This is a genomic window from Psychrobacter sp. D2 (genome assembly GCF_013608135.1).
Lineage (GTDB): Bacteria > Pseudomonadota > Gammaproteobacteria > Pseudomonadales > Moraxellaceae > Psychrobacter > Psychrobacter cryohalolentis.
On sequence record NZ_JACDXZ010000001.1, the window covers coordinates 312,352 to 335,976 of the forward strand.

Consider the following 23,625-nt stretch of genomic DNA (forward strand, 5'->3'; position numbering starts at 1 on the left):
TAGGAGACATGTATGTCAGTATTAGATAATAAGAAAATCAGCTTTATCGGTGGCGGCAATATGGCGCAGGCTTTGATTAGTGGGCTTGTCAGCTGCGGTGTCAAACCGAGTTTAATTACCGTTGCTGATCCTAGTAGTGAGGCGCGCGAGCAATTGGCTGCTAAAGGATTGAACACAGTTGATCCAACTGCTGATGCAAAAGCTGCCGTTATCGATGCTGACATTGTGGTACTGGCGGTCAAACCGCAAGTGATGAAAGCAGTGGTCAGTAGCTTTGCAGATGCCTTAGACAAGCAGCTGGTGATTTCAGTGGCAGCAGGTTTGTCGACTGAGCTTCTATCTGACATGTTGGGTGGCTATAACAACATCGTCCGTGCGATGCCAAATACCCCTGCAATGATTCAAATGGGCGCAACGGGTCTGTACGGTACTGATAATATTTCTGCTGAACAGAAGCAATTGGCAACGGCGGTCATGGAAGCATCAGGATTGGTCATGTGGGTCGATAATGAAGAACACATGCATGCGGTAACTGCTGTATCAGGGTCAGCGCCAGCGTATATGTTTTACTTCATTGAAGCTATGGTTGATGGGGCAGTGGCTCTAGGATTGGATAAAGAGCAGGCCTCCGCGCTTGCAATGCAAACCATGTTGGGCGCGGCAAAAATGGCAATGGGTAGTGAAGATGCGCCAAGCGAGCTACGTCGTAAAGTGACCTCACCAAACGGCACAACTCAAGCTGCGATTGAATCGATGCAAGCCAATGACATTGGTCGTCAAATTGGTGAAGCCATGCAAGCGTGCTACGATCGCAGCCAAGCCTTGAGTGAAGAGATGAGCAAGTAATCATCTTTATAATAGAGGTAGTATTTTATAAAATGCTGCCTCTGACTGGTTATAATAAATGCCTGATAATGACATTCGTCATCCTAAAACCTGTTAATAATGTCACATTGAGTAGCGCTTCATGAACAACATGTTATTGCAAATTTTTGATTTGGTCACCACCTTCGCCATGATGTTGGTGTTTATTCGTTTTATGCTACAGTTTGCAGGGATGGATGCCAGCAATCCTATGATTGCGCCTGCCTATAAAGCGACCCATATCGTCGATGTCTTTGGACGTATTTTTCCAACCGTTGCACAAGGTCGTATTAGTATCGCTGCCATCGTCCTGATGTTTTTGATTCGTCTGATTGATATCGCAGGAAAAGCAGCATTAACACATAAGGGTATTGCGCCAGTCCCATTGTTTTTTACTGGTACTATCAGCTTGGTTTTAGACTTTTTACGCATGTGCCGCTACTTGGTGATTGGTTCTATCATCGTTAGCTGGATTGTGGTTTTTACACAGTCTCAGCATCCGCTTATTGGTATTATTGTTAATTTAGCAGAACCTATTTTGGCACCGTTTCGTCGTATTACGCCAAACTTAGGGATGATTGACCTATCACCGATGATTGCCTTTTTTGCCTTTTACCTACTCGAAATCTTTATCGGTGGTTTGGCATCAAGCTTTATGCCAATGTTGGGTTAAGCCAGTTAAGTTAAAAAGGTTTTCGAGATAATAAAATTTCAAATAAAAAAGGCGCTCTATACAAGATAGAGTGCCTTTTTTATGTTCGTTATTTAGATAAAATTATATGATAAATACTAAGTGCTAAAAGCGCATAAAGCGGTTGGGTATCAATTGCGCTTTAGCATCCTCAGGGTGCGGTGCATCAGCGGCACGCAGCGTTTTGGTAATCCAGCTATCCGCCGCTTTTACTGCCTCGATAAGCGCATCACCCATCGCTAAGCGCCCAGCGATAAAGCTCGCTAGTGAACAGCCAGAGCCGTGAAATTCGCCTTTTAGGCGTGGCAAGATACTTTTATGTACCATCTCGCCTTTTATGTATAAATACTGCTCAATATCACCGCTATCGAAGTCGTGTGAGGTTTTGACCAGTACTGCATGAGTGCCTTGTGCACATAACTTCTGAGCACCTATATGTAAGTTTTGTTCAGCACTCAAGGCGCGCAGCTCATGAGTGTTAGGGGTAATCAAGGTGGCATAGGGTAGCAGCTGTCTAAAGGCGGCGACTAGCGTCTGCTCATCGCCTAAGCTACCACCACTGTTGGCGACCAATACTGGGTCCAATACAAAAGGAGTACCCTTAACAATAATCTCGTCAGCAAATAACTGGGTGAGCATAGTGATATTATCAGTCGTACCAAGCATACCTGACTTAATGACACTGACAGACAAGTCATTAAGTACAGCGCTGGCTTGATCTTTAACTAAATTTGCCGCGCACGCATCAAAGCCAAAGACCTGTTGCGAGTTTTGTATGGTAATAGCCGTACAAGCGATAGCAGCATGAGCGCCTGCTTGACCGATGGCTTCTATATCCGCTTGTAATCCAGCACCACCTGAGGGGTCTAAGCCTGAAAAGCACAATACGACTGGTCGCATAACACATCCTTTGATATCTTTTATAATAAGTGGTAAATACTATAGCCATCTACTGTCAAAAAAGCCATAAAGACCGATAAATCGATAATTATGCAAAAAGCATGATTAAAAGGACAGACAATGCTTGCAATTCGTTTTGGCTTTGCTATAATACTCGCCCACGGCATAAGACGTATTGTTAGCATCAATACTATGTTTAAAGAGGTATTTTTATTAAAAATACTTTAATAAGTGTCTTAAATCGTTAGGTGAAGTGGGTGAGTGGCTGAAACCAGTTCCCTGCTAAGGAACCATACGTGTAAGCGTATCGAGGGTTCGAATCCCTCCTTCACCGCCATTTATTCGTTGTTATTAGAGTAATCACGCGAAAACAGCGTTAATTATCTTCTGTTTTGTTAAAACAAAAATTAATTTGATTTTAACGAAAAAAGGTGTTGACACAAGCGAAATTATCTATATAATGACCAACCTAATTTACTGTAATTGTTATTAACAAAGCAGTAAATGATGTGTAAAGTACGCGCTTGTAGCTCAGTTGGATAGAGCACTTGGCTACGAACTAAGGGGTCGGGAGTTCGAATCTCTCCAAGCGCACCATTTTACATCATCGCCTATTTACTAAATCAATCGCCTGTCTTATGACAATTTGGCGGTTTTTTTACGTCTGCGATTTCTTTATATCCAATCGACTATCCTGAGTATAGTGTACGATAAGTGCCTGAATTACGGTACAATAGCACTATTATTCATTGCTTGCTATGAGCTGGTACCATGTCAAAGAGTTTATCTAAACGCCCGTCTAAATCCGCTGCTAAAGCCAAAAAATCTGCACCTCATACCTCTGAGGTTGAAGAGCTAGCGATTGCTAAACCCAGCACCCGCATGGCAGCGATTCTTTATGATGGTATGCTGATTTTAGCATTATTATTTTTGGTAGGGACGGTGCTGACGGTGATTGGCACCTTGTTGACGATGGAGACGGGTAACGAGTCGTCACAAGCTCAATCACTGCCAACATGGTATCAAAACGTTATTATGACACCCTCTTTTATCCTGACGTTGGTAGGGTTTTATGGGTTGTTCTGGCGTCGCGGTGGGCAGACATTAGGTATGCAGACTTGGCGGCTTAAAACCGTTAATAACAGCGGTCATCTGCTCACGTGGGGGCAATCCTTTAAGCGTGTTCTAGCAGCCAGTATCATGCCACTTATATTTGGCCTCATTGGTAGTGTCATCGGTGGCTCGCGCGCTATTTTATTGACCAGTGTCTTTCTGGGCTTTGTTTTTAATTATGCTTTTTGCCTATTCAACTCACGTGGTCTCGCAGTGCAAGATATGCTCTCGAATACCATTACCTTAAAAATGCCAAAAACGGAGAATGAAGGACTATGGCGAGTGATTAGAAACCGCAAGCAAGGAAAATAAACCGCATTATCCTTGCCATAGTCTGTCAACATGCTTTAAGCCTTACATATTGGCTGTTTGCATCAACCATAAAGTATAGCCGACAAAGAATAAGACCAAAGTCGAGCCAGAAGTGCGACTGAATGGACGCTTACTCATAAAGGCAAAAACCGCCATAGCTACCAGTAAGAGCGTGACCAGACCCATCGCCAATATATCACGTGATAAGATAATTGGGCTGACTGTGATTGGCGCTATAAGCGCTGCGAGACCAACGACGCCCAAGGTGTTAAATATATTAGAGCCGATAATATTACCCAGTGCCATGTCGTGCTCACCTTTACGTGCGGCTGATAAGCTTGCGACCAATTCAGGCAGCGAGGTTCCAATAGCAACAATAGTCAGACCGATAATCAGCTCGCTCAATCCCCAAAACGTTGCCAGCTCAACGGCGCCCCAGACGATGGCTTGCGAGCTTGCTACCAGCATTGATAAGCCAATGACTAAACTGCCTAAACCGCGCATCAAGCTAGGATGATTGTCCTCTGTACCGCTCAAATTTTCTGTAGTAGCCTCTTCATCATTTGATTTGCTTTCACGTAAACTAAGAATGATCTGAATTCCCAACACAATAACCAATGTTGCCAATAGTACCAGACCATCAGTTAGGCTTAATAGCCCGTCACGGAGCTGCCACGCTGCCAATGCAGTGATGACTACCAGTATTGGCAGATCGCGCTTGATGACACCTTTATGAATGATAATAGGGCTAATGAGTACCGTTGCACCCAAGACCAAAGCAATATTGATGATATTAGAGCCATACGCATTACCCAGTGCTAGCTCAGGGCTGCCTTCCAATGCTGCCAATGCAGACACGACCATCTCAGGGGCAGATGTGCCTACTCCTAATATGATAACGCCAATTAAGAAGCTGGGCGCATTAAACTTTTTTGCCAATGCTGTTGCAGCATCAATGAAGACATCGGCACTCCAAACAAGAATCGCAAGACCGATCAATATTGCAATAACTGCCAACCACATTTAGATAACTCCTTCGTTAGAGATAAAAAACAGATATTGGATTTTGAGCAAGCTTATGTCATATAAAAATGGCATAAAAAAAAGCTGAATCACAATCTGGATTCAGCTTCGATATAAGTACAAGTATTTTAATGGGATTTTGACAGAAATGGCAACCGTGTGACCACGTATTTACTCATAGTTTATGTAACAAGTTCTTAAATGATTTTCTTAGGCCACTTGTACTGGAATAATATTTGCGGTGTCTTTAACCGTGTTGTCTTCGTTGCAATAGACCAGTCTTGGCTGATACGTTGACGCTTCAACTTCATCAAAATGTGCATAGGCACAGATGATAACGATATCGCCTAGGTCTGCCATATGAGCCGCTGCACCGTTTAAGGAGATAATACCAGAGCCCGCTTCAGCGCGAATAGCATAGGTGCGAAAGCGTTTGCCATTGGTGACGTTATAGATGTCGATAGATTCGTTTTCACGCAGACCGGCAAGGTCTAACAAATCACCGTCGATACCGCATGAGCCTTCATAGTGAAGTTCGGCATGAGTAACACGGGCACGATGTAATTTGCACTTGAGCATATTAAGTAGCATAGATTGCTTCCTTAGTGTAACGGATATAAATGAGTCAAATCAAAACGTTAATGGGGATTAACTTGCTAAAATAAAAGGCTATTATAATTGAAACACCATTCATTCAGGTAATTTAAAACCATTAATTTGCGAACGTGCTTTTTCGATATCACCGCCTAATAGCAAAGGCAGGGCGTCAAAAGCAGCAGATAATGCACTATCAATAGCAATCTGCTCATCTGGCGCAGCTTTTGAAAGCACATGACCACTGACTTTAGACTTGTGACCCGGATGACCAATACCCACACGCAGACGATGGAAGTCGTTACCAATATGGGGGGTTATGTCACGCAGACCATTATGACCGCCATGACCACCGTCAGTTTTGAGTTTGATGCTGCCAGCGGGAATATCAAGCTCATCATGGGCGATTAACAGCTCGTCATTATCAATGCCATAAAATTTAACCATGGGCACGACCGACTGACCTGATTTATTCATAAAAGTCAGCGGCATCAATAGACGCACGTCATGCCCATGAATCTGCCCGCGTCCTGTCACTCCATGGAATTTTTTGTCGGGGGCGAGAGTGATATTAAACTGCTGAGCCAAATGAAGGACGAACCAAAATCCTGCATTATGGCGCGTAAACATATATTCCTGACCCGGATTACCAAGACCGACTATAAGCTTTATGGCCATAAAAACACCCTGCTTGACTATAATAAATGAGTGGTCAGGTCTGATTTCTCAAACCTTACTTACAAAAACAGCAGGAGATATTCATCACCTGCTATTTTTTTGACTGAACGAACCTTACATTATATAGACAACAATAAGTCGCTATATAAAACCGGTTTATTACTCGCCGTCTTTACTTTCGTCAGTACCTTGCTCAGTCGCAGGTACGTCAGCAGCATCCACTTCAGCAGCTTCGTCAACTTCTTCAACCGTTGGTGGCTGCATGTTCACGATCGTACGGTCATGACCATCTTCTAATTCAAGCTCAGCAATAACCACGCCTTCAGGAAGAGTGATGTCTGATAAACGGAACAAATCGCCAATTTCCATACCAGATACATCTATTTCTAGATATTCAGGTAACTGTGATGGTATGCAAACGATTTCGATGTCAGTTACTAGTGTTGATAGAACACCACCAGCCTTAGTACCAGGCGCTTCTTCACGACCAGAAAAATGAACAGGAACATTCATGTTGATTTTCTGACCTTTCACAACGCGCTGGAAATCAGCATGCATTGGGAAACCTTTAGCAGGATGGCGTTGCAAGTCTTTAATAACTACTTGATGCTCTTCGCCATCTACATTCAAAGTCAAGATGTGTGAGAAGAAAGCTTCAAATTCTAGTGATTTTACTAGCTCATTGATTTTGATAGAGATAGCTGTTGGCTGCTCACCACCACCATAGATGATAGCAGGAACTAGGTTCTGCTTACGTAGGCGGCGGCTCGCACCTTTACCTTGAAGCTCAGCAGAACGATCAACTGCGTTTAATGCAAAATGATTAATAGTCATGGATTTAATCCTATAAAAAAATGATGAAGTGTCTGGTCATAAAAAAGTGGATTTGCGACCAATCCACTAATACGTGATGATAGCTAGTATTTGTCGTGCGTGATAAACGCCGATAATCAAATCTAGCCATGTGCTTAACCTAATGATTGCCATGATAAAAATTATCAAGAAAATCATTATTTTAAACGTGATCAGCACTTTTAATAATACCGACTGTTTTAAATCATAAAAAACGGTCAGCACAGGCGCGCATTATACGTGATTAGCTAATAATAAGAAAGACCTACGTAAAATAGCTGGGCAAAACCCTTATGCAAGATCCTTATGAAAAACACCTATACAAACAACAGCGCAAAACTGTTAATTAAAATCATTAAACAAAAAAAGCGCCAAGTAATGAAACTTGGCGCTTTTTTCAATCTATGATAACTATTAAGCGTCAAACATCGCGCTGATAGATTCTTCGTTATTAATACGGCGTAAGCTTTCAGCCAACATTGGCGCGATGCTCACTTGACGAATCTTGCTACAAGCTTTGGCAGCATCAGACAATGGAATGGTATCAGTAACGACAATCTCATCTAATTCTGATTCACTGATGTTCTTAAGCGCATTACCAGATAATACAGGGTGGGTGATATAAGCCACTACGCGGCGTGCGCCATTTGCTTTAAGCGCTTCGGCAGCTTTACATAGCGTGCCAGCCGTATCGACCATATCATCAACGATGACACAATCACGGTCACGGACGTCACCAATAATGTGCATCACTTGCGACTCATTGGCACGGGCACGACGTTTATCAATAATCGCCATGTCAGTATCGCCCAACTGCTTAGCCATCGCACGTGCACGAACCACGCCGCCAACGTCAGGAGAGACAACCATGATGTTATCATAATCTTGTTTTTGTAGATCGTTAAGCAATACAGGCGTGCCGTAGATATTATCGACTGGGATGTCAAAGAAACCCTGAATCTGATCTGAGTGCAAATCAACGGTCATCACACGATCGATACTAACGATGTTCAACATGTCAGCAACGACTTTAGCAGAGATAGGCACACGAGCTGAACGAGGGCGACGGTCTTGACGGGCATAACCAAAATACGGCATGACTGCTGTAATACGACCAGCACTAGAGCGACGCAAAGCGTCTGCCATCATCATGATTTCCATCAAATTGTCGTTGGTCGGTGCACAAGTAGGCTGCATGATAAACACGTCTTTACCGCGCACGTGTTCTTTGATTTCTACGGCAATTTCGCCATCAGAAAAACGCGTGATGTCAGCTTTACCAAGAGGTATATGGAGATGATCGGCTACGGTTTTTGCTAATTCTGGGTGGGCATTGCCCGTAAAAATCGCCAAATAAGGCATGACAGAAGTCCTATTGATTGACTCAAGCAGCGACCGCTAAGCAGTGTCAAACTGCTCAAATTCAGAAAAGAGTGGTGAAAAAGATTGATGACTACTATTACAGTAAAAAATGGCAGGGGTAGCTGGACTCGAACCAACGGATGTCAGGATCAAAACCTGATGCCTTACCAACTTGGCTATACCCCTGTAATGTCTAGGCTGTGTACGTCGATATCTAAAAGCAACTTTTAATAAAAGTCATTATTAAAATAGCGTCACGACCTGTTCGTTATCTGATAAACGGAAAAACCGTCTAAAACATAACTTTTCCCTAACGGTGTTCATTGCGAACTATACCGAAACTGGGATAACATTGTCAATGTCAATAAGATAAGCGGCTGTCTATAAACTGCTTATAATAAGTACACATCTAATGCTTTGAGCTTAAAAATGGCAGGGGTAGCTGGACTCGAACCAACGGATGTCAGGATCAAAACCTGATGCCTTACCAACTTGGCTATACCCCTATTGAGGCGACCTATTATAATTAAATTTTCAGATTTTGCAAGTCATTTGCGCCTTTTTATAGCTTTTATTAAAAAATAGGTCAAAAATAAAACGGGTATTGAACCCATAAAACTTTTTACGCTGTATTTATAGTTCTCTTATTTTCACACTATAGCTCAAATCTAACTCATAAATTACGAACTAAATAGGCAGGACAGGGCGCCTCTTCAATCCACTTTGCCAAACGCGCTTTATCAGATATCACACCTGCATCCAATGGCAAAAACACTGTGCTGCCTGAGCCAGTCATACGAGCTGTGCCCAATGCTTGAGTCTTTAACTCTTGCAAATAGCGTAGTGCTTCATTGACGGCAGGAGCAAGGCTAGTGACCACTGGGGTAAAGACATTTTGATAAGGCGTGTTTAAATGTTGCACATAGTCATTAGTCTGGTTTTGAATGGTCTTAATTGATAGCGGGGCGATATCTCGCTGTAGCTTGGGGTGCGCAAAAAGCTCGGCAGTATTAGCGTGAGCATTAGGAGTCAATACTAAATACTGTTGCTCAGGTAAATCAATCGCTGTCAGCTCTTCGCCAATGCCCATCGCAATAGCATCTTGTCCAAAAATAAATATCGGCACATCAGCGCCAATGCTTGCGCCAATTTTTATAAGCCTATCTTGATCAAAATTAATCTGCCATATTTTATTTAAGACTAATAATGTCGTCGCGGCATTGGACGAGCCACCACCTAAGCCTGCGCCCATCGGTAAGTGCTTATCTAACCTCACTGACACTTTCGGTATATTCTTAGGTAGCGAATTTGAGTCTATGGCAGCTGTCAGTAGGGCATTAGCCGCTTTAAAGATCAAATTGTCCTCTATGCTGCTGGTTATGGTGTTGGCACCACTTAGCGTGAGTAGCTGACCACACAGGCTACTATTATCTACAGCGCTATTGTCTGCTACGCTATTAATAGTAATTATTAGTTCATCTGCTACTGAAAAATGCAAATAATCGCCCCAATCAAGCAGGCGAAACACTGTTTGCAAATTGTGATAACCATCAGCGCGCTTACCGGTAATATGCAAAAATAAATTAATCTTTGCTGGTGATAAGCATGTGATGACAGATGAATTAATAGCGTTTTTAGTCATAAATGATGGTCACAATTCTCAGGTGCAATTTTAAAACGCAAACAGCCATTTATAGAAATGGCTGTTTGCAGTAGCGATCAAATCTATTGGTGCTATTACTTTTGATGATCAATTGTCATAACAACTTTATTACCTTGCGATTGAACGGCACTGATCTTATTTGGTAATTTATCATTGCCTTTGTAGCTAAAGCTGGCACGCCATTCGCCATTTACCGAGCTAATTAGACGGTTTTGGGCATCAAGCTGCGGTGCGCTGTCTGAAGGCGCTGGGCGTCCAGAAATCCAGTAAGGCATCTGAGAGATAGGTGCTTGCCAGCCGGTGGCTTTTTTAAGCAGGGTTTCAGGGTCAGCCGCATTCAAAGTACCGGTTTTTTCGCTCACCAAAGTCGCAGATTGACCATTGTATTCGATATTGGTTTTACCAATGCCTAACGCACCAATGAGTTCAATGGCAAAGCGATCATTCTGTTGACCCCATGCATAAAATGCACTGCCGCCTTGCGCCCCTGTTGTATCACTCGCAGCCGTTGTAACACCAATCTTACCTGTAATATTAAAGCTCTCAAGTTTCTTTGGTTGCTCAGTATTTTGACCTTGAATGGTTGTGCTAGGCTGGTTGGTTGCGTTGGCGCTCTTCATAGACTGACAGCCAGAGGTAATTACCATTGCTGCTGTCATAGCGGCAAATAGGGCCAATTTATTAGGTTTATAAAAAGATCGCAGGGTATACATGATGTTTCCTCAAAAATGGACAAATTTGCAAAATTTTTGTTTCGAGAGCAGGTTAGCTTAAGTGTTATTTGTTACTCAGTTATGCGTGGCTGTTAGCTTCTTATACATGACTTGTAATAATAGGATGTCGTATTCGAGGACTTAGAAGCACTATGCCATTGCTTATTAATTATATCGTTTGTTATTAATACAATTGTATACGGTCATTGATATTGTGTTGCCCAAATGAGAAGCGCTGCTGCAAGTCGGCAAGTAAAGCGTCCACTTTTTCATTGTCGCCTAAGCCTTGATAAGCGCGTAATAGCAATGTCCCTGAGCGTAAAGTAGGGAGCACATCGTAAGGCGTTTGCAGATAGTCGATCACTTGCTGATAATTCTCGTTTGCTAGTGCATTACTTGCCAGTACATTGAGGGCTTGCAGATGCAGCTCATTGTCATAGCGAGGGTCATCGTAGCGTATTTGTATGATCGCCGTCGCCAATGCCAATCCTTGCTCAGAACCACGCTCATTGGCCAGCAATAACTGGGCGTAACTCAGCTGATAAGCAGGATTGCTGGGGTCAAGCGCTTGCAAGTGATTGAGCAAGGTACGCTTGACGATATAGTCCTCTTTGTCATCAAGGAGCTGGGCGCGTGCAAAAAGCAGCATCTCATTATCAGGGTATTTACGAGCAGCCTTAGTTAATAGGCGTAAGGCTTCTGCAGGTTCATTCTGTTGCCATAAGATATCGGCTTGTAGCACAAAGCTATCAGGAGCGAAGACGCTAAAGTCTTTACGCAGCTTTTCTAACGTTGCGATAGCGGCATCAACATTATTATTGAGTAAGTCTAATGCGACCACTTTTCGTCGAGCTTCCAATACCAAGTCCTCTTGCATGACAGCATTGAGGTAGTATTTGGCTTGCTCAAAGTTTTGCTGACGCTCGGCACTGATGCCCAGGTAATAATAAGATTGATCTAAATAAGCGGGATTTTTGGCAAGCGTATTAAGCAATTGATCGGCACTAGTATATTTTTCAATATCTAAGCTAACCAGCGCCGCTAATAAGGTAATCTCAGCATCATCGGCAAAGCGCTGATGAGCGCCTAACAACAGCTGCCACGCTTGCTCATTCTGTTTTAAATCAAGCAAATAGCGAATCTCATACAAGTATAGATTCTTACTGTCAGCATTACGCAAGCGTGCTTGGCTAAGATACTCAATGACTGCTTCTGGCGTTTCGATTTTGCGCAAGATATCTGCTTTTAAGGTAATAAAAGGCACATAATCCGGCTGGCGCTCAACTGCTCGATTGATATGAACGATGGCAATCTCAGGTTCATTAAACTGATAAAGCAAGCCAGCTTTTAAGACTGATAGCGAGGCGTTTTGTTCACTGGCGATAGGTTGCAGAGCGGCGAGTAACTCTCGCTTATCATCATCGCTGTTTGGGTAAATACCAATCAGAATTTCACTAAGGTCGGCGCGAGGATCATAGCTCAAGATGCGATTTAGAGTTTCGCCTGCCAACTCATAATCGTGCGCTCGCAGTGCCAAATGAGCAACATAAAACCAAGCAGGCACATGGTCTGGGTTTTCATCTTGCCATGCTTTGGCAAATTGTAAAGATTCTTCGACCCTGTCATTACGTAATGATAAGCTCAATGCTCTTTCAAATACGGCTGTGGCATCTTGTTTAAATGATTGCTGCTTATAGATGACCAGCGCACGCTCGGTATCATCACGATTTGCAGAAAATTCTGCATCTAATAAGGCATACAAGCTTGGTTCATTGCTTATTTTATTGAGGTCAGATGACGGAGTACTTTCGGTTATCGAAGCATCAGTTATCGAATTTTTATTAGCCATGCTTTTAGTCACTGGTGTGTGACTGTTAATAACTTGACTAGAGGCATTAATGGTTCTGGTAACGGTGGCACTACTAGTGTTAGTGGGAGAGACTTTGGGCAAAGCTATGTTTGGTGAGACAATAGCATGGTCAGCATGGGCAGGGAATCCTAGGCACAAACAAACCGCCAACGAAAACGCTAGCTTATAACGTTGGCATAGCCGCTCAATGAGAGCATGCAATAAAGCACTAAGGCTAGATTGAGCATTATGCATAGATTGTCGTCTAAATGAGGACCCAAAAAAGACCATAGCGTGCAGTATTTACCTATTCTGACCTTGTTTCTATGCCTAGTAAAAGGATTTGCAGCATAGAAGGCTGGGTTTATTTTAATCGTTTTAAAAACAGATATCTGTGAAGAATAATGATGTCAAACATTATAAGAGTAGCATGAAGGGATACACAATAGCAGCCGTGTTACTTAGGCATCAGTAATAGTGTAAATTTATTCTATTGACAGTCCTAAATAAAAGAAATACAAATGTTATCAACCCCAGTAGTTCTGTATTCTTTTAAAAGTGGATCAACTATAGTAGCACCCGAGTTTAAGGGTAACATTGTTAGCTTTAAGTAAACCTATATGCAAGTGTTCGAATGTTAAGCCAGTAATCGCAGTTGATTTGTAAGCCATGCGCCCAGATACAGACAAAATGCTGGCTTATAGAGGTGAGTATTAAATAAAGCTATCAATAATGATATAATAAACGCTTTTTATTATTTTACTTTCAAAGTTGCCTATTAAAAGCTATTTTTCAAAGATTTCTTGTCAAAAGCTGTCTTTGAAAAATAGGATTTTAATTTTTTAAAAACCGCTAAAGGTGTTTGGTTGGCGAGTGAATATCATATTTATGGTCTGTCAATAATGAGATTAGTGGTCATTGGGGTCAATCACAAAACTGCACCAGTCGCTCTACGAGAGCGCTTGGCGCTTGTCGGTGACGAGGTCAGTATCGCACTTGCACAGCTACAAGGCTTTAGCGACGGTAGTGTGATAGTCTCTACCTGCAACCGGACAGAGATTTATGCATTGGTCCCAGAAAGCATATTATCACCACACACGTTATTGCCAAATTCAGCCTCAGCAGTTGTAGAGACTTCAGTTATAGAGTCTAGTGTAACGGCTAACAATAGCGCCAACCTCTCATCGACTATCATCAGCGCTCACATCCTAAAAATTAAAACTTGGCTTGCAGGTTTTAAGCAATTATCACTGGATGAGATTGACCCTTATTTGTATGTCCATCGAGATACGCATGCCTTAACCCATTGGCTACGAGTGGCTGCAGGTCTTGACTCTATGATACTCGGTGAGCCGCAGATACTGGGGCAAATCAAGCGCGCTGTGCATATGGCGCAAGATCAAAAAGCGCTTAGCAATCAGCTAGGTTGGATTGTCGATCAGGTATTTGCAGCGGCAAAACGAGTACGTAATGAGACCCAAGTTGGCGCACAAGCCGTATCACTTAGCTATGCTGCTGCCAAACTGGTGACGCAAATCTTTGATGATTTGCCAAGTCGTACTTTGCTGGTGGTAGCTGCTGGCGAGATGAACCGCTTGGTAGCCACGCATATCGCAGGTCTTGGAGTCGGTCGCGTTATTATTTGCAACCGTAATCCTGAACGCGCAGAAGCGTTAGCGGCTGAGCTGCACAATCCCAATCGCCGGATCGAAGTCAGAACGCTGCAAGAGCTGCCACAAGTATTGGCAGAAGCCGATATTGTGAGCAGCTGTAGCGGTAGCATGGACATATTGATTGATAAAACCATGACGCTGCGGGCACTGAAAAGCCGTCGCTATCAGCCCATGCTGATGATTGACTTGGCGGTGCCGCGTGATATTGATTCGACTGTCAGCCGGATAGACGACGTTTATCTATATTCTGTCGATGACTTACAACATGTGATAGCCGGTAATATCGAACAACGCCGGCAAGCAGCAGTAGACGCTGAGCTGTTGGTCAGCCAATTGGTGGTTGAGATGGATCGCCGCTTTCAAGTACGCCAAGTAGGCAAGGATATTCAGCAATATCGCATGCGTACTCATGAGCAGGTCAACAAACTATTGCAAGCCTCTATCGCAGAGCTGCAAGGCGATAGTGCTAACCCTGAAGATATTATGATTGAGCTAACGCGGCGCTTAACGCAAAACTTGACCCATGCGCCCTCCAAGCTCATGCGTAAGGCGGCACGCGAAGGTGACAATGAATTACTCGATTTTGTGGTATCAGGTCTACAAGACGCCCATCGGAATCACTGATAGTTGCCTTTTATCATCAAAAATAAGAAATTGTATCAGTATGGTTTTAACGCAAACATAGCATTGTCAACCTGCATTATCAGTGCTAATATCGAGCTGTTATGACGATATTGAGTGATGATGCTTGATTGATGAATAGGGACTGTTTTTAGGATACTCGAGCGGTATTCGTTACAACACCAGCATATTTAACTTTTATCTATCCAATCAATCATTTTCAATCACTACTGTTATCAGTCTACTACCGCGTAGCAACGATAATGGTTTGCGTATCTTATGCGCTTTCACTCAATATCTGATGACATCAACGACGTAAAAGATACCACCGTCAACGGCAATAGCGCTAGGATAAAGTGCTACATCGTCCACCCTGCGTCATATTCTCAATTATTACTCGATATTCGTACTTAGTGAATGCTATTTATAAACGTATCTGGCTATCATATTACGTTGGTCAAAAAATCTTTGATTAAAATAATAGCTGACCTAAATTGACTAAGACAGTATCTAGATTTTGTTATCACTCATACTTAAAAAATATTACAACAGACAGGAGCGTCACATGACTGCATTACGTCAAGATATTGATCCAAACGGCTTATTAGAATATTCAGTGGTTTATACCGACCGCGCCCTTAATCATATGTCAAAAGCCTTTCAAGAGGTGATGAATGATTTGCTCAGCAACCTAAAGACCGTTTATAACGCTGAAGCAGCGGTCATCATTCCAGGTTCTGGTACTTATGGTATGGAAGCGGTCGCCCGCCAACTGACCATTGATGAAGATTGTCTTATTATTCGTAATGGTTGGTTTAGTTATCGCTGGACGCAAATTTTAGAAAAAGGCAAATTTGCCAAATCGTCTACGGTATTGACCGCTGAGCGTACGGAAGACACTGAAGCGCCAAAACCATTTGCGCCAGTAGATATCGAAACGGCCGTTGCCAAAATTAAAGCAGACAAATCTGCCGTCGTTTATGCGCCGCACGTTGAAACGTCGTCGGGCATTATCTTATCAGAAGACTACATCAAAGCATTAAGCGCGGCCGTACATAGTGTTGGCGGTTTATTGGTTATTGACTGTATCGCTTCAGGTTGTGTATGGTTAGATATGAAAAAATTGGGCATTGATGTGCTCATCAGTGCGCCGCAAAAAGGCTGGAGTAGCACACCATGTGCAGGTCTGGTTATGCTCAGTGACGCTGCTATCAAAAAGGTAGAAACCACGGAGTCTAATTGCTTTAGCCTTGATTTAAAGCAATGGTTAACCATCATGCGTGCGTACGAAAACGGCGGTCACGCTTATCATGCGACTATGCCAACCGATAGCTTGCGTCAATTCCGCGATACTATCTTGGAAGCAAAAGAGATTGGCTTTGATAAATTGTGTGATGCACAATGGGAGCTTGGTAACCGCGTCCGTAAGGTACTGGCAGATAAAGGTATTGAAAGCGTTGCTGCCAAAGGTTTTGAAGCACCAGGCGTTGTCGTATCTTATACCGACCGTGATGACATCCATAAAGGCAGTGCTTTTGCTGAAGCTGGATTGCAAATCGCTGCTGGCGTACCGCTAAAAGTCGGTGAGCCTGATAACTTCAAAACGTTCCGTTTAGGTCTATTTGGTTTGGATAAATTGACCGATATCGACGGCGCGGTAGAGCGTTTTGAAAAAGCGCTTGATGAAGTCTTAGCAAAATGATTTGAGAGGCTGACTCGTTTATTAACGACTATATTTATTAAGCCAGTCAGCCATCAAATTAAGAGATACTGAGCAATGCGTGACGCAATGTTCAGTATTTTTTTACTTTTTCATTATGTTTTATAATATAATGTATTTATATAAAGTAATATGTAGTAAGATATAAATAATAAAAAATCGTTTATAGCAGTAGTACGATATCGTTGTTAAACTCAATTGAAGATATCAAACCATTTTTAATAAAAAATCAGCTTAGGTAATCATTATGGGTATACAAATAGACTGGCAAGCTTTTACGCCAATTTCCTTAGTAGGCGGGCTGATGCTAGGCGTTGCAACGGTTATCTTGCTGTTGGGCATTGGTCGTATTGCGGGTATTAGTGGTATTTTCTCAAGTCTTCTTAAACCCAAGCGCGTCGAGATGTGGCAGGTATTATTTATTGCAGGTCTGATCCTCTCGCCATTATTATATAGCTTATTTAGACCGTTACCTGATATCGAAATCAGTACCTCGATACCGTTATTAATCGGTGCAGGGCTATTGGTTGGTTTTGGGACGCGTTTAGGTTCAGGTTGTACCAGTGGACATGGTATCTGTGGTAATGCGCGACTGTCGCCACGGTCGATGGCGGCGACAGTGACCTTTATGTTATTTGGTATTGTGACGGTTTATATTGGTCGACATCTCTTGGGCTTAATTTAAATAACACATTGCTAAGACAACGCTGAATATGATTCATAAAAGCTTATATCCACGAATGAAGTGCGAGACATAATGATGCTAAAAAATATAATTGGGTTACTGGCAGGTCTGCTATTTGGTATTGGGTTATTAATCTCAGGTATGACTGATCCTGTTAAAGTACAGGGTTTTTTGGACGTCTTCGGTGCATGGGATATTTCCCTTGCATTGGTGATGGGTGGCGGTTTAATAGTTGCCATCGTTGGTGTCCAATTGGCTAAGCGTCAACAGACCAGCTGGATTGGCACCTTAATTGAGATGCCCAGCAAAACGGTGATTAATAAAAAACTGTTAATCGGCGCGATGCTATTCGGTATCGGCTGGGGCTTGGTGGGTATTTGCCCAGGTCCTGGTATTGTGCTGCTCGGCACAGGGCAATGGCAGGCATATGTTTTTATCCCAGCGATGATCGTCGGTATGCTGGTCTACCAATGGCTGGAGCCAAAGCTTAATTAGTTGTTTGATCAATAATAAGCTTGTTTTTTTAGCTCAATAAAAGGGTCAGCCTACATTCATTAGGCTGACCTTTTTTATCAATGATGATTCAGTATTATGAATCATCATTGATAAAAGCTTACTTAGCACTAGCCGTTACTTTTGGCGTTTCGTGTGCCAATGATTTGGCCGCTTGACGCAGCTCAAACTTCTGCACTTTACCGGTGCTGGTTTTTGGAATTTCGGCAAAGATAATGTATTTAGGCATTTTAAAGCCCGCCAAATGCTGCTTGCAATGTTCCATCACATGGTCGCGCTGCAAGGTGCTGCCTTCATGAATCTCGATAAAGGCGACAGGTACTTCGCCCCATTTATCATGCGGCGCGGCGACGACCGCACAGCTTTGGATTTCGGGCATTTTATATAAGACGTTCTCGACTTCGATACTAGAGATGTTTTCACCGCCTGAGATGATAATATCTTTAAGCCTGTCCATAATTTTGATATAGCCGTCAGGATATTTGACCCCTAAATCACCGGTGCGGAACCAGCCATCAGTAAAGGCTTCTTCGGTGGCTTTACGACTTTTTAGATAACCTTTCATTACCATATTACCGCGCAGTGCCAGCTCGCCCATTTCTTCGCCATCTGCCGCAACTGGCTCAGTAGTCCCTTGTTTAAATAGCTCAAAGCCAGTCATCAAATGTGACGTTACGCCCTGACGTGATTTCTTTTGCGCACGAGTAGCGACATCCAGTTCACCCCATTCTTGCTGCTCAGCGCAGACAGTGACTGGACCATAGACTTCGGTCAGACCATAAACATGCGAGATATGAAAGCCCATTGCTTCCATGGCAGCGAGCATGGTTTCAGACGGCGGCGCACCAGCGACCCAGCCTTTGACTTCATGATTAATGGCGTCTTTATATTCAGATTTGCCGCCTGCAATCATATTGTGTACCACGGGTGCTGAGCAATAATGACTGACTTTATACTTAGCAATCAGCTGCAAAATCAAATCAGCGTCAATCTTACGCAAGCAGACGTTGACGCCCGCGCGTTCAGCAATCGTCCAAGGAAAGCACCAACCATTACAGTGAAATAGTGGCAGCGTCCATAGATACATAGGGTGCTTTGGCATATCCCAATCTAAAATGTTGGAGACAGCATTGAGCGTTGCACCGCGATGATGATAGACCACGCCTTTGGGCTTACCCGTCGTGCCAGAGGTATAGTTGAGCGCGATAGCATCCCATTCATCTAATGGTTTTTCCCAATTATCCAAACTGTCTGAGCTGGCGATTAATGCCTCGTAGCTCATTTTTCCAAAACGTTCAATATCGAGCGCTGCATCTGTCGCATGAATCACGATTAGATTTGGAAAGGTTTCATCGATAATTTCAGCATGTTCAGCAAACTCGCTGTCTAGAATCAATACTTTGGCTTCTGAATGCTGTAGACAAAAGGTCAGGGCATTGATATCGAGGCGGGTGTTCAGCGTACAAAGCACGCCACCTGACATGGGTACGCCAAAAGCGCATTCGACCATTGCTGGGGTGTTTGGCATCATGACTGCAACCGTGTCATTTTTATCAATGCCTAATTTACGCAGACCATCCGCCAGTTGTCTGCAACGATCATAAGTCTGTTGCCACGTTTGGGTGAGGTTATTATGTTCTAAGTCGTCATAGATGATAGCGGTTCTGTCAGGATAGACCTGAGCAGTACGGATGATAAAATCAATAGGGGTAAGCGGTTGATGGTTGGCAGTATTTTTGCCGAGACCGGTATGGAAGTCTGTCATGCAGATAGTCCTTTATCATATGTTTTTGTAGTCGATGACGCAGTAATGGTGCTTTGCTGTCGCCAATCAACTGTATCAGGATCTAATTATTATAGACAGTCGCAGGCAAAGTTTGGACAGGTTTTGTGGAGTTTATTTAACTATCTGCAAAAAACCTCACTAATTAATAGGATCGTTCAGCGCTGCTATTAATTAGTGTTCACTCATCAGTCGCTTGTCTGCATAGCTGATGATAATGGCGGTGTGGTACGATACCGTAACGCTAAATACTATAGCACGAGCAATATAAGCACTCTTACAAAGCATTCCTAAAAAATATTCTCATAAACCATTCATAAGGAAAATGATATGTCCGCCAGCCGTACTGCCAATTCTATTGAGACCACCAGCACTAATGCACACTACCCGCATTTATTTGAACCATTAGATTTGGGCTTTACCACGCTTAAAAACCGCATGGTGATGGGTTCGATGCATACTGGGCTTGAAGACCGTTTTTATAATTACGGCAAACTGGCGGCATATTTTGCCGAACGTGCCAAAGGCGGCGTGGCGATGATGATTACGGGCGGTATTTCGCCCAATCGTGAAGGGTGGTTACTGCCTGCTGGTGGCACCATGAATACGCGTGCTGACGTTATTAATCATCAGCGTGTGACCCGTGCTGCGCATAAGTATGACAGCAAAATAATCATGCAAATATTGCACAGTGGTCGGTACGGCTATCATCCATTTGCCGTCTCATCAAGTCCGATTAAATCGCCAATCTCACCATTTAAACCGCGTAAGATGAGTATTAAAAACATCGAACAAACGGTAAAAGATTATGCTCGTTCGGCTAAACTTGCCAAGCAAGCTGGTTATGACGGTGTGGAGATCATGGGCTCAGAAGGCTATTTGCTGAATCAGTTTTTATCCCGTCATGTGAATAAACGTACGGACGAATACGGCGGTGATATTCAAAATCGTATGAAGTTTGCGGTCGACGTGGTCAAAGCCGTACGCGAAGCTGCCGGTGAAGACTTTATTATCTTATTTCGCTTGTCAGTGATCGATTTGGTCAAAGACGGTAACGTCATGGATGAAGTCATCACTGTCGCCAAAGCGTTAGAAGAGGCTGGCGTCACCATCATGAATACCGGTATCGGCTGGCATGAAGCTCGCATTCCGACGATTGTCACTAGTGTACCGCGTGCGGCGTTTGTTGATTTCACTGCTGAAATTAAAAAACACATCAGCATCCCAATGATGGCGGCTAACCGTATCAATATGCCAGAAACGGCAGAAGACATCGTCGCCAGTGGTCAAGCAGATATGATTCAGATGGCGCGTCCATTTTTAGCCGATGCCCATTGGGTGAATAAAGCCAAAAATGGTCAGGCAGATCGTATTAATACCTGTATTGCCTGTAACCAAGCTTGCCTTGACCATACTTTTGAGAATAAACGCTCGACCTGTTTGGTCAATCCACAAGCGTGTTACGAGACTGAATTGGTTTATAAGAAAACCAAAAAACCTAAAAAGGTCGCAGTCATCGGTGGCGGTGTCGCTGGTATGTCAGCCGCTCATGTCGCCGCGCTACGTGGTCATAAGGTCACGCTATTTGAAGCAAAAGACATCTTGGGCGGGCAGTTCAATTATGCCAAAGTCATCCCGGGTAAAGAAGAATTCTTTGAGACCATTCGCTACTATATCAATGAGCTTGAGCACTTAGGCGTTGAGATTAAACTTAATACCAAAGTTGATAAAGCCATGCTAGAGAAAGCCAAATTCCATCATGTCATCGTTGCTACTGGTGTGGTGCCTAGAAGCCTCGCAGGTAAGCTGGAAGGGGCTGACTTGCCACAAGTAATGAGCTATGCTGAACTGCTCTCTGGTGAAAAATCTGTCGGTGATACCGTTGCTGTCATCGGTGCTGGTGGTATTGGTTTTGATGTTAGTGAATATTTGACCGCCAAACATGGTCAGCCGCTTGATGAGCTAGGTCCTGAATTGCTCAAAGACCCAAGCTATCGTCCAAAAGCCCAGTCTATCGAAGAGTGGCGTGAAGAATGGGGCGTCACCTCTGCAACCGACTATCAAACCGAGGGCGGACTAATCAAGCCTGAAGCCATTAAACCTATCCGCCAAGTGTACTTGATGCAGCGTACTAAAGGTCGCTTGGGTAGTGGGCTCAATAAAACCTCTGGCTGGGTACATCGTGCCCATGTCAAATCACACGGCGTCATCCAAGTATCAGGTGCGAAGTACGATAAAATCACCAATGAAGGTATTTGGATCACCAATAACCAAGGTCAAAGCCAGTTACTACGTGTCGATAGCGTCGTCGTTTGTGCTGGTCAAGAGTCGGTCGTTGAGCTGATGCCAAACGTTGGCGATGCGCCAGATGCACAATATCATCTTATCGGTGGTGCTAAGCTGGCGGCTGAGCTGGATGCTAAGCGTGCTATAAGAGATGGTGCTGAGGTTGCGGCTGCAATTTAAAGTTTGAATGGTTTAGGTGAAATATAGAAACGGTGAGATTAATTATCTTACCGTTTTTTTATATCTGCCTAACCAAGCAATTAATCACTAAAATGTGATTAATTGCCTACTATTTTTCTTGTAGAAAATCTACCTCTCCATCTCACCCAGCAACCACTCCGACACATCGTCAATCTGCGCTGCCAATTCAGGATGCGCTCTGTTTAGCTCATCAAACTTAGCTTTAATCTCATGCTTGTCGTACTTAACATCTGCCAGTAATTCTTTTAACAGATCAATCAACTCAACATTTAGGGCGTCAGAGAAGATGACCACTTCGCGTATCACTGCTTGCTTCACATCAAGGTGCAAATCAATGATACCCCAATCAAAACGCGTCTCGATATGATGGGTAAATTCAGGCGTCTTACCAAAGCGCCAATCCCAATCTGCCATTTGTTGATAGTATTTATTAAGCGTCGGCTGCTGCGCGAGACTGGCTTCATCCAATTCTTCTATCGGCGAAGTATCGCCATAATACTCACAAAACGCTTCGATAATTGCCTTGGATAAAGTCTCATGATTGATGTCTGCATTAAACTCAACCAAATTAGCAACGCGCGCACGGACGGACTTAATGCCTTTGGCTTTCAGCTTTAGCGGATGCGGATTGAGATAATCGCCCAGCTTTTGCATATTGGCATTGACTAGTAATGTGCCATGATGAAAGCTGCGATCTGCTGCATGTTTAAAGGCGCTACCTGATATCTTCTTATCACCGACTTGCATGTCGTTACGCCCAGATAAATCCGCGTCTATGCCCAACTTCTTTAGCGCATTGATAATAATGGTAAAGTTCGCTGCTTGGTCGTAATCGTCTTTGGGTGATAAAAAGGTAAAGTTGGTATTGCCTAAATCATGAAATACCGCACCACCGCCACTCTGACGTCTTGCTAAAAACACATCGTCGGCTTCCATCTTATCGATTTTGCATTCCACCCATGGGTTTTGCGAGCGCCCAATGACCACGGTCTCGCTATTGCGCCATAAGAATAACGTGTGCGAGTCTGGGTCGAGGGCTTGGAATATCCAATCTTCGGTCGCGAGGTTAAACCAAGGGTTGGTCACAGCAGACTTTAAAATGCGCAGTTTCATTGTTTGTCCTTTTGGGCAGAGATTTTTAGTTTGGCTTTTATAAATCCGTACTGTCATTGTTGCCGATGCGAGATTGGAATTCAATGGGAGTGTGGTGGGGAAGATGGTTTTAGGATTTGAATATTTAGATAGAGCGGGGTATTTTGATTAGATTCTGGAAAATATGATTTATAGCTTTTTGGAGGAATGGTTAGTTTTTGGAGCTAATCCTGCTATCCGCTTGTATCTAACTTGTCGATGGCGTGCGAACTAGTTTGTCTGGTGGCATTCCTATTGTCTCGATATGAGGAGGGAAGCAGTAAGTGTCTGGGAGACGCTTACCCCGACGTAAGAGAGAATCTATGATTTTCTGGAAAGTCATAGTCCGCATTGCTATCGTCGGCGTTAGGATACCGCTACTATTAAGGTTAAACCAC

Annotated in this window: 19 protein-coding genes and 4 tRNA genes; 10 read left to right on the plus strand and 13 right to left on the minus strand. The window is 43.4% G+C overall.

Features of this window, described 5'->3' with window-relative positions:
• Positions 1 to 12: 12 nt before the first annotated feature.
• On the plus strand, positions 13 to 846 hold the full coding sequence (proC, locus tag H0262_RS01365) for a pyrroline-5-carboxylate reductase (protein ID WP_181209416.1): 834 nt from the start codon (positions 13 to 15) through the stop codon (positions 844 to 846).
• A gap of 121 nt (positions 847 to 967) precedes the next feature.
• Positions 968 to 1,537 carry a YggT family protein gene (locus tag H0262_RS01370; RefSeq protein ID WP_011512552.1) on the plus strand — a complete coding sequence of 190 codons (570 nt, stop codon included), beginning with the start codon at positions 968 to 970 and terminating at the stop codon, positions 1,535 to 1,537.
• A 123-nt stretch (positions 1,538 to 1,660) separates the two neighbouring features.
• Here H0262_RS01370 and H0262_RS01375 read toward each other — a convergent pair whose 3' ends face one another.
• Positions 1,661 to 2,455 carry a hydroxymethylpyrimidine/phosphomethylpyrimidine kinase gene (locus tag H0262_RS01375; RefSeq protein ID WP_181209417.1) on the minus strand — a complete coding sequence of 265 codons (795 nt, stop codon included), beginning with the start codon at positions 2,453 to 2,455 and terminating at the stop codon, positions 1,661 to 1,663.
• 247 nt (positions 2,456 to 2,702) lie between these two features.
• Here H0262_RS01375 and H0262_RS01380 point away from each other — a divergent pair.
• The 3 genes from H0262_RS01380 (at position 2,703) to H0262_RS01390 (ending at position 3,880) form a co-directional block, all read left to right on the plus strand.
• A tRNA-Ser gene (locus H0262_RS01380) sits at positions 2,703 to 2,792 on the plus strand.
• 183 nt (positions 2,793 to 2,975) lie between these two features.
• Positions 2,976 to 3,052, plus strand: a tRNA-Arg gene (locus H0262_RS01385).
• A gap of 174 nt (positions 3,053 to 3,226) precedes the next feature.
• On the plus strand, positions 3,227 to 3,880 hold the full coding sequence (locus H0262_RS01390; protein ID WP_181209418.1) for an RDD family protein: 654 nt from the start codon (positions 3,227 to 3,229) through the stop codon (positions 3,878 to 3,880).
• Between the two features lie 42 nt (positions 3,881 to 3,922).
• Here the strand turns inward: H0262_RS01390 and H0262_RS01395 are convergent, their stop codons facing one another.
• The 10 genes from H0262_RS01395 to H0262_RS01440 all read right to left on the minus strand — a co-directional run bounded on the left by H0262_RS01395 (position 3,923) and on the right by H0262_RS01440 (position 12,869).
• Positions 3,923 to 4,903 (minus strand): calcium/sodium antiporter, encoded by a 981-nt coding sequence (locus H0262_RS01395; protein WP_181209419.1) that lies wholly within the window; start codon positions 4,901 to 4,903, stop codon positions 3,923 to 3,925.
• Positions 4,904 to 5,113: 210 nt separating this feature from the next.
• On the minus strand, positions 5,114 to 5,494 hold the full coding sequence (panD, locus tag H0262_RS01400) for an aspartate 1-decarboxylase (protein ID WP_011279481.1): 381 nt from the start codon (positions 5,492 to 5,494) through the stop codon (positions 5,114 to 5,116).
• A gap of 99 nt (positions 5,495 to 5,593) precedes the next feature.
• Positions 5,594 to 6,175 carry an aminoacyl-tRNA hydrolase gene (gene pth / locus H0262_RS01405; RefSeq protein ID WP_181209420.1) on the minus strand — a complete coding sequence of 194 codons (582 nt, stop codon included), beginning with the start codon at positions 6,173 to 6,175 and terminating at the stop codon, positions 5,594 to 5,596.
• Between the two features lie 159 nt (positions 6,176 to 6,334).
• Positions 6,335 to 7,009: a 50S ribosomal protein L25/general stress protein Ctc gene (locus tag H0262_RS01410; protein WP_011512557.1), complete on the minus strand. Its 675-nt coding sequence runs from the start codon at positions 7,007 to 7,009 to the stop codon at positions 6,335 to 6,337.
• 432 nt (positions 7,010 to 7,441) lie between these two features.
• Positions 7,442 to 8,389: a ribose-phosphate pyrophosphokinase gene (locus H0262_RS01415; protein ID WP_011512558.1), complete on the minus strand. Its 948-nt coding sequence runs from the start codon at positions 8,387 to 8,389 to the stop codon at positions 7,442 to 7,444.
• Positions 8,390 to 8,499: 110 nt separating this feature from the next.
• Positions 8,500 to 8,575 (minus strand) — tRNA-Gln (locus tag H0262_RS01420).
• 244 nt (positions 8,576 to 8,819) lie between these two features.
• Positions 8,820 to 8,895, minus strand: a tRNA-Gln gene (locus H0262_RS01425).
• Between the two features lie 167 nt (positions 8,896 to 9,062).
• Complete coding sequence (ispE, locus tag H0262_RS01430; protein ID WP_181209421.1) at positions 9,063 to 10,031, minus strand: 4-(cytidine 5'-diphospho)-2-C-methyl-D-erythritol kinase; 969 nt, start codon at positions 10,029 to 10,031, stop codon at positions 9,063 to 9,065.
• A 95-nt stretch (positions 10,032 to 10,126) separates the two neighbouring features.
• A complete protein-coding gene (gene lolB / locus H0262_RS01435; RefSeq protein WP_181209422.1) occupies positions 10,127 to 10,765 on the minus strand; it encodes a lipoprotein insertase outer membrane protein LolB in 639 nt (212 codons plus the stop codon).
• Positions 10,766 to 10,949: 184 nt separating this feature from the next.
• Positions 10,950 to 12,869, minus strand: a complete 1,920-nt coding sequence (locus H0262_RS01440; protein ID WP_259275374.1) for a tetratricopeptide repeat protein — start codon at positions 12,867 to 12,869, stop codon at positions 10,950 to 10,952.
• 647 nt (positions 12,870 to 13,516) lie between these two features.
• Here H0262_RS01440 and hemA point away from each other — a divergent pair.
• The 4 genes from hemA to H0262_RS01460 all read left to right on the plus strand — a co-directional run bounded on the left by hemA (position 13,517) and on the right by H0262_RS01460 (position 17,808).
• Positions 13,517 to 14,911, plus strand: coding sequence for a glutamyl-tRNA reductase (gene hemA, locus H0262_RS01445; protein ID WP_181209424.1), 1,395 nt, complete (start codon positions 13,517 to 13,519; stop codon positions 14,909 to 14,911).
• 562 nt (positions 14,912 to 15,473) lie between these two features.
• A complete protein-coding gene (locus H0262_RS01450; RefSeq protein ID WP_181209425.1) occupies positions 15,474 to 16,610 on the plus strand; it encodes an aminotransferase class V-fold PLP-dependent enzyme in 1,137 nt (378 codons plus the stop codon).
• A 265-nt stretch (positions 16,611 to 16,875) separates the two neighbouring features.
• Positions 16,876 to 17,313, plus strand: a complete 438-nt coding sequence (locus H0262_RS01455; protein ID WP_011512564.1) for a YeeE/YedE family protein — start codon at positions 16,876 to 16,878, stop codon at positions 17,311 to 17,313.
• A 72-nt stretch (positions 17,314 to 17,385) separates the two neighbouring features.
• Positions 17,386 to 17,808 carry a DUF6691 family protein gene (locus H0262_RS01460; protein ID WP_133103890.1) on the plus strand — a complete coding sequence of 141 codons (423 nt, stop codon included), beginning with the start codon at positions 17,386 to 17,388 and terminating at the stop codon, positions 17,806 to 17,808.
• Between the two features lie 118 nt (positions 17,809 to 17,926).
• Here the strand turns inward: H0262_RS01460 and H0262_RS01465 are convergent, their stop codons facing one another.
• The gene (locus H0262_RS01465; RefSeq protein ID WP_181209426.1) at positions 17,927 to 19,591 is read right to left on the minus strand and encodes an AMP-binding protein; all 1,665 of its coding nucleotides are present in this window, start codon (positions 19,589 to 19,591) and stop codon (positions 17,927 to 17,929) included.
• Positions 19,592 to 19,939: 348 nt separating this feature from the next.
• Between H0262_RS01465 and H0262_RS01470 the strand changes: the two genes are divergently transcribed.
• Positions 19,940 to 22,075, plus strand: coding sequence for an NADPH-dependent 2,4-dienoyl-CoA reductase (locus tag H0262_RS01470; protein ID WP_181209427.1), 2,136 nt, complete (start codon positions 19,940 to 19,942; stop codon positions 22,073 to 22,075).
• A gap of 129 nt (positions 22,076 to 22,204) precedes the next feature.
• Here the strand turns inward: H0262_RS01470 and H0262_RS01475 are convergent, their stop codons facing one another.
• Entirely contained in the window at positions 22,205 to 23,209 is a 1,005-nt protein-coding gene (locus tag H0262_RS01475; RefSeq protein ID WP_181209428.1) for a lipoate--protein ligase, read from the minus strand.
• Between the last annotated feature and the right edge of the window lie 416 nt (positions 23,210 to 23,625).